13 protein-coding genes are annotated in these 13,900 nt (G+C 71.9%); 4 read left to right on the plus strand and 9 right to left on the minus strand.

Annotated elements, in window-relative coordinates:
• The first annotated feature begins 95 nt into the window (after positions 1 to 95).
• Positions 96 to 1,088: an N-acetylglucosamine kinase gene (locus ABD716_RS15555; RefSeq protein WP_344778542.1), complete on the plus strand. Its 993-nt coding sequence runs from the start codon at positions 96 to 98 to the stop codon at positions 1,086 to 1,088.
• Positions 1,089 to 1,097: 9 nt separating this feature from the next.
• On the opposite strand, the gene ABD716_RS15560 is transcribed toward ABD716_RS15555, so the two are convergent.
• The 5 genes from ABD716_RS15560 to ABD716_RS15580 form a co-directional block, all read right to left on the minus strand.
• Positions 1,098 to 1,964, minus strand: coding sequence for a sugar phosphate isomerase/epimerase family protein (locus ABD716_RS15560; protein ID WP_344778544.1), 867 nt, complete (start codon positions 1,962 to 1,964; stop codon positions 1,098 to 1,100).
• Positions 1,961 to 3,166, minus strand: coding sequence for a dihydrodipicolinate synthase family protein (locus ABD716_RS15565; protein ID WP_344778546.1), 1,206 nt, complete (start codon positions 3,164 to 3,166; stop codon positions 1,961 to 1,963). Before ABD716_RS15565 ends, ABD716_RS15560 begins: the two co-directional genes overlap by 4 nt.
• A complete protein-coding gene (locus tag ABD716_RS15570) occupies positions 3,163 to 4,317 on the minus strand; it encodes a Gfo/Idh/MocA family protein (RefSeq protein WP_344778548.1) in 1,155 nt (384 codons plus the stop codon). The genes ABD716_RS15565 and ABD716_RS15570 overlap by 4 nt, the downstream gene beginning before the upstream one ends.
• Positions 4,307 to 5,590, minus strand: coding sequence for an MFS transporter (locus tag ABD716_RS15575; RefSeq protein ID WP_344778550.1), 1,284 nt, complete (start codon positions 5,588 to 5,590; stop codon positions 4,307 to 4,309). The genes ABD716_RS15570 and ABD716_RS15575 overlap by 11 nt, the downstream gene beginning before the upstream one ends.
• A gap of 124 nt (positions 5,591 to 5,714) precedes the next feature.
• Positions 5,715 to 6,764 (minus strand): LacI family DNA-binding transcriptional regulator, encoded by a 1,050-nt coding sequence (locus ABD716_RS15580; RefSeq protein ID WP_344778552.1) that lies wholly within the window; start codon positions 6,762 to 6,764, stop codon positions 5,715 to 5,717.
• A gap of 135 nt (positions 6,765 to 6,899) precedes the next feature.
• Here ABD716_RS15580 and ABD716_RS15585 point away from each other — a divergent pair, with 135 nt between their 5' ends.
• The 3 genes from ABD716_RS15585 to ABD716_RS15595 are packed head-to-tail and all read left to right on the plus strand — an operon-like array spanning position 6,900 to position 9,792.
• Positions 6,900 to 7,955, plus strand: coding sequence for a DUF6807 domain-containing protein (locus ABD716_RS15585; protein ID WP_344778554.1), 1,056 nt, complete (start codon positions 6,900 to 6,902; stop codon positions 7,953 to 7,955).
• Complete coding sequence (locus ABD716_RS15590) at positions 7,952 to 9,055, plus strand: Gfo/Idh/MocA family protein (protein WP_344778556.1); 1,104 nt, start codon at positions 7,952 to 7,954, stop codon at positions 9,053 to 9,055. Before ABD716_RS15585 ends, ABD716_RS15590 begins: the two co-directional genes overlap by 4 nt.
• The gene (locus ABD716_RS15595) at positions 9,052 to 9,792 is read left to right on the plus strand and encodes a cupin domain-containing protein (RefSeq protein ID WP_344778558.1); all 741 of its coding nucleotides are present in this window, start codon (positions 9,052 to 9,054) and stop codon (positions 9,790 to 9,792) included. The genes ABD716_RS15590 and ABD716_RS15595 overlap by 4 nt, the downstream gene beginning before the upstream one ends.
• Before the next feature lie 41 nt (positions 9,793 to 9,833).
• Here ABD716_RS15595 and ABD716_RS15600 read toward each other — a convergent pair whose 3' ends face one another.
• The 4 genes from ABD716_RS15600 to ABD716_RS15615 all read right to left on the minus strand — a co-directional run bounded on the left by ABD716_RS15600 (position 9,834) and on the right by ABD716_RS15615 (position 13,831).
• Positions 9,834 to 10,346 carry a mycothiol transferase gene (locus ABD716_RS15600; protein ID WP_344778560.1) on the minus strand — a complete coding sequence of 171 codons (513 nt, stop codon included), beginning with the start codon at positions 10,344 to 10,346 and terminating at the stop codon, positions 9,834 to 9,836.
• A 27-nt stretch (positions 10,347 to 10,373) separates the two neighbouring features.
• Positions 10,374 to 11,117 (minus strand): dienelactone hydrolase family protein, encoded by a 744-nt coding sequence (locus ABD716_RS15605; RefSeq protein ID WP_344778562.1) that lies wholly within the window; start codon positions 11,115 to 11,117, stop codon positions 10,374 to 10,376.
• 87 nt (positions 11,118 to 11,204) lie between these two features.
• A complete protein-coding gene (locus ABD716_RS15610; protein WP_344778564.1) occupies positions 11,205 to 12,359 on the minus strand; it encodes a cystathionine gamma-synthase in 1,155 nt (384 codons plus the stop codon).
• A gap of 107 nt (positions 12,360 to 12,466) precedes the next feature.
• On the minus strand, positions 12,467 to 13,831 hold the full coding sequence (locus ABD716_RS15615) for a cystathionine beta-synthase (RefSeq protein ID WP_344778566.1): 1,365 nt from the start codon (positions 13,829 to 13,831) through the stop codon (positions 12,467 to 12,469).
• Between the last annotated feature and the right edge of the window lie 69 nt (positions 13,832 to 13,900).

A 13,900-nucleotide genomic window follows, 5' to 3' on the forward strand; every position in this document is an offset into this window, starting at 1 on the left:
TGAAAACTATTCGCGGGCTTGTTACGCCGGCAATCATCGGAAGTCACGAGTAAGTAACGGATACTGTGCCGCGACTCGCGGCAGATGGGCGCACGATGACACTTCATCTCGCGGTCGACGCGGGCGGGACCAGCACGCGCTGCGTCGTGGTCGATGAGACGGGCGGATGCCTCGGCTACGGTCGCGCGGCGAGCGGGAATCCGATCTCGGCGGGCCCCGCGCTGGCCGCACGGTCGGTGGCAGAGGCGGCGGCCGACGCGCTGCGACAGGCCGGCTCGGCGGGCGGGGGCGCCGCCGGGGTGGCGTCCGTTCTGCTCGCGATGGCGGGCGCGAGCGCGCTGTCGAGCACCGAGCTGTTCGCGGCTGAGCTCGCGCCACTCGGCGTGCGCGCACCTGTGGCGTTCGCTCCCGATCTGCTCGCGACGTTCTGCTCGGGCACCTGGCGCGCCGACGGCTACGCGCTCGTCGCCGGCACAGGTGCGACCGCCGTGCGGGTCGAGGGCGGCGAGGTCGCTCGCGCGGCCGATGGACTCGGCTGGCTGCTCGGCGACGACGGCTCGGGGTTCTGGATCGGCGAGCGCGTCGCGCGTGCCGCCGCGGCCGATCTCGACGGCAGGGGGCCGCGCACGGCGCTCACCGCTGCGGTGCTCGCCGCGCTCGGCCTCGCGCCGGACGGCGCGCAGGTGCAGGGCCGCGCCGCCGTGCTGCAGCGCCTGGTCGAGACGGTGTACGCGCTGCGGCCCGTGGAGCTCTCGCGCTTCGCGCGCCTCGCGTTCCAGGCGGCGGGCGACCCCGTGGCTGACGCGATCGTGCGCGGCGCCGCCGACGCGCTCGTGCGCACCCTCGAGACGGTGACGGACCCTGCGGTCGAGGGGCCCGTCGTGCTCGGCGGGGGCACGCTCGCCCAGCACGACGCACTCGTCGACCGCATCGCGGCGACGCGCGGCTCGGAGGGCGGGGCCGCCGAGGTGCACGTCGTCGACGAGGGGACGGTCGGGGCGGCGGTGGTCGCGCTGCGGCACGCCTCCGTGACGGTCGACGGGCCCGTGTTCGAGCGGATCGCGCGCACGCTCGACGCCCTCCGCTGACCGTCGCGGTCAGCCCAGCGCGGGTGCAACCGCCTGATCGAACGCCGCCGCAACACGTGCCGCGACGTCGGCGTAGGGCGCGTCCCAGATCTCCTGCCGGAAGACCTCGACCTCGATGTCGCCGCCGTAGCCGGCATCCGCCACCAGCCGCGTGATGCGCGCGAAGTCGACGTGGCCGTTGCCCATGTAGCCGCGCGAGAGCAGCGTGTCGGCCGACAGCGGCGTCACCCAGTCGCACACCTGGTAGCTCGCGATGCGACCGGATGCCCCGGCCCGCGCGAGCTGGGCGGGCAGCTCCGGGTCCCACCAGACGTGATACGTGTCCACGACGACGCCGATCTCGGGCCCGACCGCTTCGGCGATGTCGAGCGCCTGGCCGAGGGTCGAGACGACGCCGCGGTCGGCGGCGAAGATCGGGTGCATCGGCTCGATCGCGAGCGTGACGCCGGCCGCCGCCGCCTCTGCGGCGAGCGCGGCGATGGCCTCGGCGGCCCGGGCGCGCGCCCCGACGAGGTCGCGGTCGCCCTCGGGCAGGCCGCCCGCGACGAGCACGAGCACGGCGCGCGAGCCGGGGGCGCCCGCGGCGGCGAGCACCGCCGTCTCGTCGATCGCACGGCGGTTGTCATCGAGGGCCTTCTCACGGGCGGCTCCGGGCTGCGCCGTGAAGAATCCCGCGCGGCACAGCGACGAGATGCGCAGCCCGGATGCTCTCACGAGCTCGGCCGCCCGCGCGAGGCCCACCTCGGCGACGGGCTCGCGCCACGCGCCGAACGAGCGATAACCGGCGCCCCGTGCCACGTCGAGCGCCTCGGCGAGCGAGGCGTGCTTGATGGTGGCCTGATTGAGGCTGAGCCGCGGGTGCGGGCGCGGGGTCACAGCAGCACCGTCCGCGGGATCTCGACGCCCGAGACCGCGAGGAACGCGTTCCAGCGCGACGCCGCGAGCTCGGGGTCTTCGAGGGCGCCGGCGACGTTCGCGAGCCGCACGATCTCGGAGAGGTGCGGCAGCGAGCGGGCCGAATGCAGGCCGCCGACCAGCTGGAAGCCGGGCTGATGCCCGTTCAGCCACGAGAGGAACGCGACGCCGGTCTTGTAATAGAACGTGGGCGCGGCGAACACCTGACGCGACAGCGCCTCGCTCGGCCCGAGCAGGGCGAAGTAGCCGTCACGGTCGCCCGCGTCGAGGCGCTGGATCGCGGCCGATGCGAGCGGGGCCACCGCGGCGAATGCGCCGAGCAGCGCATCGGAGTACGAGCCCCGTTCCTGGTCGGGGCCGCCGCTCGGGGCATCCCCCGCGATCAGGCCCACGTAGTTGAAGTCGTCGCCCGTGAACATGCGCGCCGGGCGCGGCAGGCGGGCGCGCACCGCGATCTCCTTCTGCGCGTCGAGCAGGCTCATCTTGACGCCCGCGACCTTCTCGGGGTGCGCGGCGATGATGTCGATGAGAACGGATGCCGCGGCCTGGGCATCCGTGCTGCCGAAGTAGCCCCGCAGCTCCGGGTCGAACGCCTCCCCCAGCCAGTGCAGCACGACGGGGCTCTGCGCCCGCTCGAGCAGGCGGTCGTAGACCCGGCGGTAGTCGTCGGGACCGTGCGCGGCGCGCGCGAGGTGCCGCGAGGCCATCAGCACGACGCCGGCGCCCTGGTCTTCCGCGAAGGCGAGCTGCTCGAGGTAGGCCGAGACGACCTCGCCGAGCGAGATGCGCTCCGCCTCGACGTGGTCGGTGTTGACCCCCACCACGAGCGCGCCACCAACCGACCGCGCCTCGGCCGCGCTGCGGCTGATGAGCTCGCGCGTGGCCGCGGGGTCGAGGCCCATGTTGCGCTGTGCGGTGTCCATCGCGTCGGCCACACCGAGCCCCCACGACCACACGTGGTGGCGGAAGGCCAGCGTGGCATCCCAGTCGAGATCCGCCGGCTGACCAGGGGTGTTGTCGGCGTGGATCTTCGGCACGACGTGCGCGGCGGCGTAGGCGACGCGGCTGCGCAGCGGTGCAGTCGGCCGCGCGAGCGCGGGCGCGGGGTTCAGCTCGGCGCGGCCGACGGAGCCGTCGGCACCGAGCAGCGTCAGCTCGCTCATACCGTCACCTCGGGCAGCTCGACCCGCGCGCCCGTCGCCGCGGACTCGAGCCCCTTCTCGGCGAGCAGCACGCCGCGGGCGCCGGCGAGGAAGTCGTAGCGGTTCGGGGCGTCCTCAGCGACGTGGCGCAGGAACTCCTCCCACTGGACCTTGAAGCCGTTCTCGAACTCCTGCGTGATCGGGACCTCATGCCAGTCGGCGGCGTAGTCGTGGCCGTCGGGAACGTCCGGGTTCCACGTCGGCCTCGGCGTCGCCGAGCGGTGCTGCACCTTGCAGCCGAACAGGCCGGCGACGGCCGACCCCTCTGTGCCGTCGACCTGCAGCTCGAGCAGCTCGTCGCGGTTCACGCGCACGTCCCAGCTCGAGTTGAACTCGGCGATGACGCCGCCCGCGAGGCCGAAGATCGCGTAGGCGGCGTCGTCGGCGGTGGCGGTGTACGCCTGGCCGCGCTCGTCCCAGCGGGTCGGGAGGTGCGTCGCCGTCTGCGCATAGACCGTCTCGACGCGGCCGAACAGGTTCTCGAGCACGTAGTTCCAGTGCGGGAACATGTCGAGCACGATGCCGCCGCCGTCCTCGGCGCGGTAGTTCCACGACGGCCGCTGCGCGGGCACGCCGTCACCGGGGAACACCCAGTAGCCGAACTCGCCGCGCACCGACAGGATGCGCCCGAAGAACCCGTCGTCGATCAGCCGTTTCAGCTTGCGCAGGCCGGGCAGGTAGAGCTTGTCGTGCACGACGCCGTTCTTGACCCCGGCCTCCTTCGCGAGCCGGGCGAGCTCGAGCGCGTCCTCGAAGTTCTCGGCGGTCGGCTTCTCGGTGTAGACCGCCTTCCCGGCCGCGATGGCCTTCGTGATGGCGGGAACCCGCGCCTCGGTGACGAGGAAATCCGCGTAGACGTCCCACTGCGGGTCGGCCAGCGCCGCGTCCAGGCTCGTCGTCCAGTCCGCGATGTCATGCCGCGCCGCGATCTCGCGCAACTTGTCCTCGTGCCGCCCGACCAGGATCGGCTTCACCTGCACCCGGCGCCCGTCCGACAGGGCGACGCCGCCCGCGTCCCGGATCGCGAGGATCGAGCGCACGAGATGCTGCCGGTACCCCATGCGCCCCGAGACGCCGTTCATGATGATTCCGATCGTCGACTCAGACGACATTGGTGCTGACCTCCGCGAGCTTCTCTTCCGAGGTGAAGTCGATGGCCTTCGCCTGCCGACCGAACGCGGTGAGCAGGATGACCGCGACCGCCGCCCCGGCAACGGTGAACGTCATTGCCAGCGGGTAGCCGATGTGCGGCGCAAGCGCCTGCTGGATCGGGAGGTTGAACGCCGCGATGACGTTGCCGAGTTGATATGTGACACCGGGGTAGAACCCGCGGATCGCGTTCGGCGACATCTCGTTGAGGTGCGCAGGGATCGCGCCCCATGCGCCCTGCGTCGTGAACTGGATGAGCGCGGACCCCGCGCACAGCCAGAATGCCGTCGACGAGAAGGCGAACAGCGGGATGAGCGGCAGCGTGAGCGCCGCGCCGAGGATGATGGTCGCTTTTCGCCCCCACCGGTCGGAAAGCGAGCCGAGCACCACACACCCGACGATCGCCCCGACGTTGTAGATGACGGCGATCCAGGTCGCCGTCGCCGGCGACAGGCCCGCGCCGCCGTCGTCGGTGGCCTTGAGGAACGTCGGGTAGATGTCCTGCGTTCCATGGCTCATCCAGTTGAACGCCGCCATCAGCAGGACCAAGTAGATGAAGCGGCGCACGATCTTGCCGTTGAAGAACACGGTGCGGATCGACGTTTGGGTGATCTTGAGGTTCGTCTGGGTCGTCTCCCACACCTCCGACTCCCGCACCCGCGAGCGCAGGATGAGCGAGATGAGGGCAGGGATGATGCTCAGCGCGAAGAGCCACCGCCAACTCAGGCCGGCAGCCGAGACGACCAGCAGGAAGGCGAGCGATGCGAGCAGGTACCCGGCCGAGTAGCCCGCCTGCAGCAGGCCGCTGTAGAAACCGCGGCGGTTGCGCGGCACCTTCTCCATCGTGAGCGCAGCCCCGAGACCCCACTCGCCGCCCATTCCGATGCCGTAGAGCAGCCTCAGAACGAACAGCACGGTGAAGTTCGGCGCGAACGCGCACAGGAAGCCGACCAGCGAGTAGAAGCAGACGTCGACGATCAGGGGGATGCGGCGCCCGACCTTGTCTGCCCAGATGCCGAAGAGGTAGGCCCCGATCGGGCGCATGAGCAGGGTGATCGTCGTGAGGTACGCCATCTTCTCGAGCGAGACGCCGAAGTCGGCACCGATGTCCGCGTAGACGAGCACGATCAGGAAGTAGTCGAAGGCATCCATCATCCAGCCGAGCAGGGATGCCGCGAACGCGTTCCGCTGGTCGGAGTTGAGGCGCTGCCTCGGCAGCTGGGCCGCCATGGTCATGGCCGGTTTCCTTTCATCGACGCTGATGAGCTGTGGCTTCCGGGATTCGGGAAAGCGCTTACCCATCATGCTCGTGACCGGCCGCCAGCGCAATGCCTCATCGCGTGGTCGCTTTTCCTGGTCGTCAGGCCTCTTCGGCAGCGGGGCCGGGGGTGCTGGCCCGAATCACGATCTCCCCGGGCAGCGACACGAGGCAGGGTTCGCTCGCGCGCTTCAGGATCAGGTCGACGGCGGTCGCTCCGCCCTGCTCGAGGGGCAGGCGCACCGTGGTGAGACCGGGCGAGACGTCACGCAGCGTCTCGATGTCGTCGAAGCCGGCCACCGCGACGTCACGGCCTGGCTCGAGGCCCGCGGCACGCAGCCGCGCCATGGCGCCGACCGCCATCACGTCGTTGACGGCGAAGACGACATCCGGGCGCGGTCCGCTCTCGAGCACCGCGCCCATCGCCTCGTAGCCGCCGTCGCGCGTGAATCGGCTGTGCACGACAGCGACGGCGTCGCGCGGATGCCCCGTCGATGCATACCCGTCGAGAAATCCTTCTGTGCGTTCGCGCGAGGTCGACAGCGGCTCCGGGCCCGCCAGCACCACCGCGTTCGCGTAGCCGGCTGCGCCCAATCGACGCGCGAGCGCCCGGGCGCCGTCCTCGTTGTCGAAGGCGATGGTGTCGAACGGCAGCCCGGCCTGCGAGACCAGCACGGCGTGACCGCCCTCGTTCTCGAAGTCCCGCAGCTGCGCCTCGAGGCGCGCCGTCACCGCGGCATCCGCGACCCGGCTGCCGACGAGCACGATGCCGGTGGGTCGCTGGCCGCGCAGGGCGGCGACGAGCTGCACCTCGCGCTCGGGGTCGCGCCCGCTGACGCCGATCGTGGCGACGAGGCCCCCTGCCTCCGCGGCGGCGATGACGCCACCGGCGATCTGCGCGAAGTAGGGGTCGGTGATGTCGCTGACGATGATGCCGACGAGGCTCGTGCGGCCGCGAGCGACGGCCTGCGCCTGAAGGTTCGGGGCGTAGTTGAGGCGCTCGGCCGCGGCGAGCACGCGCGCACGATAGTCCTCCCGCACCTTGCGCGCGCTGCCGTTCAGCGATCGTGACGCGGTCGCGAGCGAGACGCCCGCCTCGCGCGCGACGTCCTGCAGGGTCGCAGGCGGCCGGCGCCCGTCATCACGCCCCATGAGTCCCTCCCGTAGTCGTCAACCGATCATCCACCACCGGGGGCGCACTAGGCTCCCTTGACGTCGGGGCGCCTCGCGAGGCCTGATCGCCGGGCCCGGCAGCAATCAATGACGATTTTCGAAGGATTCCCGTCCATGGCCAGCCATTCCGGTTCACTCTCGCTGCTCCACGACGTCGGCTCCGAGGTCTCCGTCCGCGCACGCTCCGAGCGCGCAGAGACCGAGCTGCTGCGCTACGTCTACCGGCCGACCGAGGCGCAGTACGAGTCCCCGCGCCCGTACCTCCACCCCGTCCGCACGCGCTCGGGCAAGCTCGTGACGACCTTCCGGCCGCACGACCACGTCTGGCACAAGGGCATCGCGCTCTCGCTTCCGAACGTCGGCCCGCACAACTTCTGGGGCGGCCCCACCTACACGCGCGCGACGGGCTACGCCGACCTCGGCAACAACGGCTCCATGGAGCACACCGAGCTGCTCGAGGCGTCCGTCGACCAGGCATCCGTCGACCAGGCATCCGCCTCGCACGGCTCTGCCACGTTCTCGCACCGGCTCACCTGGGTGAGCGAGCCCGCTGCCGGCGAGGCGGCGGGCCTGCCGATCGTCGACGAGGCGCGCACGATCCGCGCGGTCGTCGGCGAGCGCGAGGACGCGTGGACGCTGACGTGGTCGAGCACCATCACGAACGTGTCCGGCGCTCCCCTGCGCATCGGCTCGCCCACCACCGAGGGCCGCGACAACGCGGGCTACGGCGGTCTGTTCTGGCGCGGACCCCGCTCGTTCACCGGCGGCTACATGGTGGGTGCCGACGGCACCGAGGGCGAGGAGCTGCGCGGCACGCAGAGCCTGTGGGCCGGTTTCAGCGGGAAGCACGACGAGATCGATGCCGCGTCGACCGTCGTCGTCATCGACGGCACCTACGGCAGCGGCCTGCCGACCACGTGGTTCGCGCGCTCGGAGCCGTTCGCCTGCCTCAACCCGGCGCCGTTCTTCGATGAGGCGCGCACGCTCGAGGCCGACGAGAGCCTCGCGCTCGACTATGCGGTCGTCATCGCCGATGGCGCGAGCGACGCGGCGCGAATGAGTGAGCTGGCGGATGCCGGGGCCGAGGTTCTCGCCGAGGCGGGGGTCACGATCCCTACGTCGGGCGCGACCGCCTCGGCCGCCGCAGTGGAGAAGGAGCCGGCCCGATGAGCGCCCCCGTCCGCATCGGAATCGTCGGCACGGGCGGCATCGCGCGCGTCCACGCCGACAGCATCGCACGGCTCGGCGAGAGGGCGACGATCGTCGGCGCCGTCGACGTCGACCCTGAGCGCCTCGCCGCCTTCCAGACGGAGTTCGGCGTCGAGGCGGGCTTCGCGAGCCTCGACGAGCTGCTCCAGCACGGCCATCCCGACCTCGTGCACCTGTGCACCCCGCCGGGCCTCCACAGGGAGCAGGCGCTCGCGGCCCTCGCCGCAGGCGTCGACGTGCTCTGCGAGAAGCCGCCTGCCCTCTCGCTCGCCGAGATCGACGAGCTCGCCGCCGCCGAGCGAGCCTCCGGCGCGCACCTCGCGACGGTCTCGCAGCACCGCTTCGGCGGCCGCGCGACGTGGCTGCGCGAGCGGCTCGCCGACGGGCGGCTCGGCCGCCCCATGGTCGCCGTCTGCAACACGCTCTGGTACCGCCCCGATGCGTACTTCGAGGTGCCGTGGCGGGGCAACTGGAACATCGAGGGCGGCGGGCCGACGATGGGCCACGGCATCCATCAGCTCGACACGATGCTCTCGATCCTCGGGCCGTGGGCCGAGGTCGTCGCCGTCTCGGCGCGCCAGGCGCGCCCCGTCGCGACGGAAGACCTCTCGACCGCCATCGTCACCTTCGACAACGGCGCTGTCGCGACCGTGGTCAACAGCCTGCTGTCGCCCCGCGAGACGAGCTATCTGCGCTTCGACTTCGAGTTCGCGACCGTCGAGCTCGAGCACCTCTACGGCTACGGCGACGACAACTGGAAGATCACCCCGACCCCGGGCCACGAGGCAGAGGTCGAGGCGCTGTGGGCCGAGGGCCCGCACGGGAACTCGGGCCACGCCGCCCAGTTCGCCGCCGTGCTCGACGCGCGCGAGCGGGGTCTGCCGCTTCCCGTCGACACCGGCGCGGCGCGGCGCACGCTCGAGCTCATCGCGGGCATCTACGCGTCGTCGTTCACGGGCGCTCGCGTCGCGAGCGGCGACATCGACGCGGATTCCCCGTTCTACGCGAGCATGGAGGGCAGCGGCGCACCGTGGCGCGAGTCCTTCGTCACGGCCGAATGAGCGCGTCGGATTCCGCCGAGGCGGCCCTCGCGCGGGGCCTGCCCGGCGGCATCGCCGTCTCGCGCCTTCGGGTCTACGACTGGCCCGCCGCCGACGGTCGCAGGGGCGGCTCGCCGCACCTGCACACGGCGTCGACGGAGGGCTACGTGGTGCTGGGCGGCGACGGCGAGCTCGAGAGTCTGAGCTCGCGCGGGTTCGAGACGACCCCGCTCTTCCCGGGGGCCGTGGTCTGGTTCACGCCCGGCACGGTGCACCGTCTCGTCAACGGGTCCGGTGATCTCGACATCCTCACGCTCATGTCGAACGCCGGGCTGCCCGAAGCAGGCGACGCCGTGCTCACCTTCCCGCGCGAGATTCTGAACGACACCGAGCGCTATGCGCAGGCGGCCGCACTGCCGGCCTCCGATGATCAGGGCGAGCTCGCCGGGGCGGCACGTGCGCGGCGCGACCTGGCGCTCGAGGGCTGGGCCGAGCTGCGGGCGACGGCCGAGGCCGATCTCGGCGCGGCCCTCGACGGGCTCTACACGGCGGCGGCGCGCATCGTGTCGCCCAGGGCCGAGCGCTGGCGGCAGATCTGGCAGAGCGGCCCCGCGGCGCAGAGCGAGGCGACCGGCCGGGCGCTGCTGGCCCTCGCCGCCGCGCAGACCGACAGCCTCTACGCCAGTGGGGTCGGGGCGCTCGCGCCCGGGCCGGAACGCTGGGGCATGTGCGGCCGCCTCACCGCCTGGCCGCTGTGACCGGCGCGCCTCCGCTCGGCTGATCTCGCCACGGGCCGGCGTCAGACCACGCCGGCGCGCTGCGCCAGCCCCTGCACGAAGGCGGCCTGGCCGGCGTGCTGCCAGTCGTCGCCGAGCACCGAGATCAGCCGCACGCCGAGCGTCACGGGCGGGTCCCACGAGGTGTCGACGACGCGGTCGAGGTCCTCGCCGCTGAGACCCTGCACATACGCCACGGTCGCGTCGTGCACGGCGTCGTGATAGCCGAGCAGCAGCTCGGGCGCCGCCACGACCGAGGCGACCTCGGCGCTCGTGTGGCCGTAGCCCGTCGACTCGCGCGGCAGCGGCAGGGCGAAGCGATCGGCCCACCCGTCGAACCACACCTCGCCGGTGCCGGCGACGTCGGCCACCTGCGCGTCCTGGCCGCGGCTCAGGTGCCAGACGAGCCAGGCGATGGTGTTCGCCTCGGGGTCGGCGCGGTAGCCGAGCAGCTCGGCGCTCGCCCCCTCGACGACCCGGTGGACGATGCCGCGGATGCGGCCGAATGCGTCGATCAACAGCTCGCGTTGTTCCATACCCCCACGCTAGGCGGGGCGGATGCCTCAGGCCAGGGCCGTGGCCAGGAAGCCGGTCACTTGCTCCCACGCGTCGTTCGCAGCATCCGCGTTGTACGCATGCGTGTTCGTGTCGTTGAAGAACGCGTGCCCGGCGCCGGGGTACACGGTCGCCTCGAAGTCGACGCCCGCTTCCGACATGCGCTGCTCGACCTCGGGAAGGCCCGAGATCAGGCGCTCGTCCTGCTCGCCGTAGAAGGCGCGCACCGGGCACGCGAATCCGTCGTACTCGGTCGCCTGCGGCGGCGCGCCATAGAACGGGGCGGCGGCGCGCACCCGATCGTCGGCCGCGGCGAGCGCGAAGGAGTAGGTGCCGCCGAAGCAGAAGCCCGTCACCGCGATGCGGCCGGCAATCGCGGGCTGCGCCTCGAGCCAGTCGACCACCTTCTTCAGCGCGCCCACGGCCCACGCACCGTACTCGGGCTGGTTGAGCGGCGCCATCTTCTCGCGCATGAGGGGCTGCACCCGCGTGCGCTCCTCTTCATCGGCGCTCTCGCGCAGGCGCTCGAGCTCGCCGCCGACCTCGGGCGTGATGCCCGCGTGGCTCAGAATGTCCGGGGCGACGACGATGTAGCCCTGCGCCGCGAAGCGGTCCGCGACGTCCTTGATGTGGTCGACGAGCCCCCAGATCTCCTCGATGACGATGAGGCCGCCCTTGACCTCGCCCGCGGGGTGTGTGACGTACCCGGTGAAGTCGCCGAATTCGATGGTGTGCCCGTGTAGTTCGCTCATGCTAACTATCCTCGCCCGATTCCAGATGGATTTCCTATGCCGCGGCGCCGACGTCCTTGGCTGCGCCGGTCGCGCCGCCCCGCCGCCTCAGCCGCGCTCGAGCGCCTGGAGGACGTCCGCGACGAGGTCGTCGACGCTCTCGATCCCGACCGACAGCCGCACGATGCTCTCGGGTACGGCGAGGGGCGTTCCCTTCACCGAGGCGTGGGTCATCTCGCTCGGGTAGCCGATGAGCGACTCAACCCCGCCGAGCGACTCGGCGAGCTGGAACACGCGGGTCGATTCCGCGAAGCGACGTGCGGATTCCTCACCGCCGGCGAGCGCGACGGAGAGCATCCCCCCGAAGCCCGACATCTGCCGCGCCGCCAGCTCGTGCCCCGGGTGCGAGGCGAGCCCCGGGTAGTACACCCGCTCGACGCGCGGGTGCCCGTCGAGCGCCTCGGCCACCGCCTGCGCGTTCGCCGAGTGCTGCCGCATCCGCAGCTCGAGGGTCTTGATGCCGCGGGTCGTGAGGAAGGCGTCGAGCGGGGCCGAGACCGCGCCGACGGCGAACTGCTGAAAGGTGATCGCCTGCAGCAGCTCGTCGCGCCCGGGTGCCACGACGACGGCGCCGCCGATCACGTCGGAGTGGCCGCCGAGGTACTTCGTGGTCGAGTGCACGACGATGTCGGCGCCGAGCGAGATCGGCTGCTGCAGCGCAGGGCTTGCGAAGGTGTTGTCCACCACGGCGAGCGCGCCGGCCGCCCGTGCGAGCTCGGCCAGCTGGGCGATGTCGCTGATCTTCATGAGCGGGTTGCTCGGCGTCTCGACCCACAGCAGCCGGGTGTTCTCCACGGCGAGCGCGGCGCGCACGGCATCCGCATCGCCCAGGTCGACGGTCGAGAGGCGCACGCCCCACGCGCCGTAGATCCGGCTGATCAGCCGGTGCGTTCCGCCGTACGCGTCGCCGCCGAGCACGACATGGTCGCCGGGGGCGAGCGTTGCGCGCAGCACCGCGTCCTCGGCGGCGAGCCCTGACGAGAACGAGAGCGCCCCTGCGCCGCCCTCGAGCGCGGCGAGCTGCGTCTGCAGCACGTCGCGCGTCGGGTTGCCGGCGCGGCCGTACTCGTAGCCGCCCCGCAGGCCGCCGATGCCGTCCTGCACGAACGTCGACGTGAGGTACACGGGCGGGATGATCGCACCGGTTGTCGGGTCGAACTCCTGCCCCGCGTGAATGGCCCTGGTGGCGAATCCGTCAGTCATGCTCTCTCTTTCTCTCCCGTTGGTCGAGTAGCGCGAAGCGCGTATCGAGACCCTCTGCTTCACTCCCGCTGGTCGAGTAGCGCGAAGCGCGTATCGAGACCCTTCGTTCACGTGCTCAAGAACCTCAGCAGATCCGCGCGCGTCAGCACCGTGACAGGCGCACCACCGTCGGTGATGAGCAGGGCGGATGCCTCGCCCAGCCGCGCCCGCGCGGTCGCGACCGACTCGCTGATGCCGATCAGCGGCAGTGGCTCGGCGACCACCTTCGCCACCTCGTCGCCGAGCGCCGCCGCGCCGGTGAACACCTGCTCGAGCAGCGTGGCCTCGTCGAGCGCGCCGACGACCTCGCCGAGCACAACGGGCGGCTCGGCCGACAGCACGGGCAGCTGCGAGACACCGTAGGTGCCCATGATCTCGATCGCGTCGTGCACGGTGTCCTGCGGGTGCGCGTGCACGAGCGCGGGCAGCTCGCCGGACTTGCTCGCGACGATGTCGCGCACGGTCTGACCTGCGGCCGGCTCGCTGAACCCGTACGAGCGCATCCACCCGTCGTTGAAGATCTTGCCGAGATAGCCGCGCCCGCCGTCGGGAAGCAGCACGACCACGACGTCGTCGGGGCCCAGGGATGCCGCGACCCGGAGCGCTGCGACCACCGCCATGCCGCTCGAGCCGCCGACGAGCAGCGCCTCCTCGCGCGCGAGGCGGCGGGTCATCTCGAAGGCCTCCCGGTCGGAGACCGCGATCACCTCGTCCGGAACGCTCGGGTCGTAGGCCGGCGGCCAGATGTCCTCGCCGACCCCCTCGACGAGATACGGCCGGCCGGTGCCGCCGGAGTAGACCGAGCCGACCGGGTCGGCGCCGACGATGCGCACGCGGCCGCCCGAGACCTCCTTGAGGTAGCGCCCGGTGCCGGTGATCGTGCCGCCGGTGCCGACGCCCGCCACGAAGTGGGTCACCGCGCCGTCGGTGTCGCGCCAGATCTCGGGGCCGGTCGACTCGTAGTGGCTCCTCGGCCCGTTCGGGTTCGCATACTGGTTGGGCTTGAAGGCGCCGGGGATGTCCCGGGCCAGCCGATCGCTGACGGAGTAGTACGAGTCGGGGTCGTCGGCGGCGACGGACGTGGGGGTGACGACCACCTCAGCACCGTAGGCGGTGAGCACCGCCCGCTTGTCCTCGCCGACCTTGTCGGGCAGCACGAACACGCAGCGATACCCCCGCTGCTGCGCGACGAGCGCGAGCCCGACGCCCGTGTTGCCGCTCGTCGGCTCGACGATCGTGCCGCCCGGCTTCAAGAGCCCGTCGCGCTCGGCCGCGTCGATGATCCGCTCCGCGATGCGGTCCTTCGCCGATCCGCCCGGGTTGAGGTACTCGACCTTGGCGAGGACGGTGGCCCGGACCCCTGCGGTCACCTTCGTGAGGCGGACGAGCGGGGTGTTCCCGATGACGTCGACGATGCTGTTCGCGATGCGCACGGCCGTCAGCCTAGGTCGCGCCGCCGAGGACCGGCCACGGTGTTACGACCGGGGCGCCGATCGGCACCG

This window comes from Gryllotalpicola kribbensis (assembly GCF_039538245.1).
GTDB classification, from domain to species: domain Bacteria; phylum Actinomycetota; class Actinomycetes; order Actinomycetales; family Microbacteriaceae; genus Gryllotalpicola; species Gryllotalpicola kribbensis.

Excerpts from the sequence above, each read along its gene's own strand:
- ABD716_RS15590 (WP_344778556.1), top strand. The coding sequence starts at position 7,952 with ATGAGCGCCCCCGTCCGCATCGGAATCGTCGGCACGGGCGGCATCGCG.
- ABD716_RS15605 (WP_344778562.1), bottom strand. The coding sequence starts at position 11,117 with ATGAGCGAACTACACGGGCACACCATCGAATTCGGCGACTTCACCGGG.
- ABD716_RS15575 (WP_344778550.1), bottom strand. The coding sequence starts at position 5,590 with ATGACCATGGCGGCCCAGCTGCCGAGGCAGCGCCTCAACTCCGACCAG.
- ABD716_RS15555 (WP_344778542.1), top strand. The coding sequence starts at position 96 with ATGACACTTCATCTCGCGGTCGACGCGGGCGGGACCAGCACGCGCTGC.
- ABD716_RS15585 (WP_344778554.1), top strand. The coding sequence starts at position 6,900 with ATGGCCAGCCATTCCGGTTCACTCTCGCTGCTCCACGACGTCGGCTCC.
- ABD716_RS15565 (WP_344778546.1), bottom strand. The coding sequence starts at position 3,166 with ATGAGCGAGCTGACGCTGCTCGGTGCCGACGGCTCCGTCGGCCGCGCC.
- ABD716_RS15595 (WP_344778558.1), top strand. The coding sequence starts at position 9,052 with ATGAGCGCGTCGGATTCCGCCGAGGCGGCCCTCGCGCGGGGCCTGCCC.
- ABD716_RS15570 (WP_344778548.1), bottom strand. The coding sequence starts at position 4,317 with ATGTCGTCTGAGTCGACGATCGGAATCATCATGAACGGCGTCTCGGGG.
- ABD716_RS15580 (WP_344778552.1), bottom strand. The coding sequence starts at position 6,764 with ATGGGGCGTGATGACGGGCGCCGGCCGCCTGCGACCCTGCAGGACGTC.
- ABD716_RS15610 (WP_344778564.1), bottom strand. The coding sequence starts at position 12,359 with ATGACTGACGGATTCGCCACCAGGGCCATTCACGCGGGGCAGGAGTTC.
- ABD716_RS15600 (WP_344778560.1), bottom strand. The coding sequence starts at position 10,346 with ATGGAACAACGCGAGCTGTTGATCGACGCATTCGGCCGCATCCGCGGC.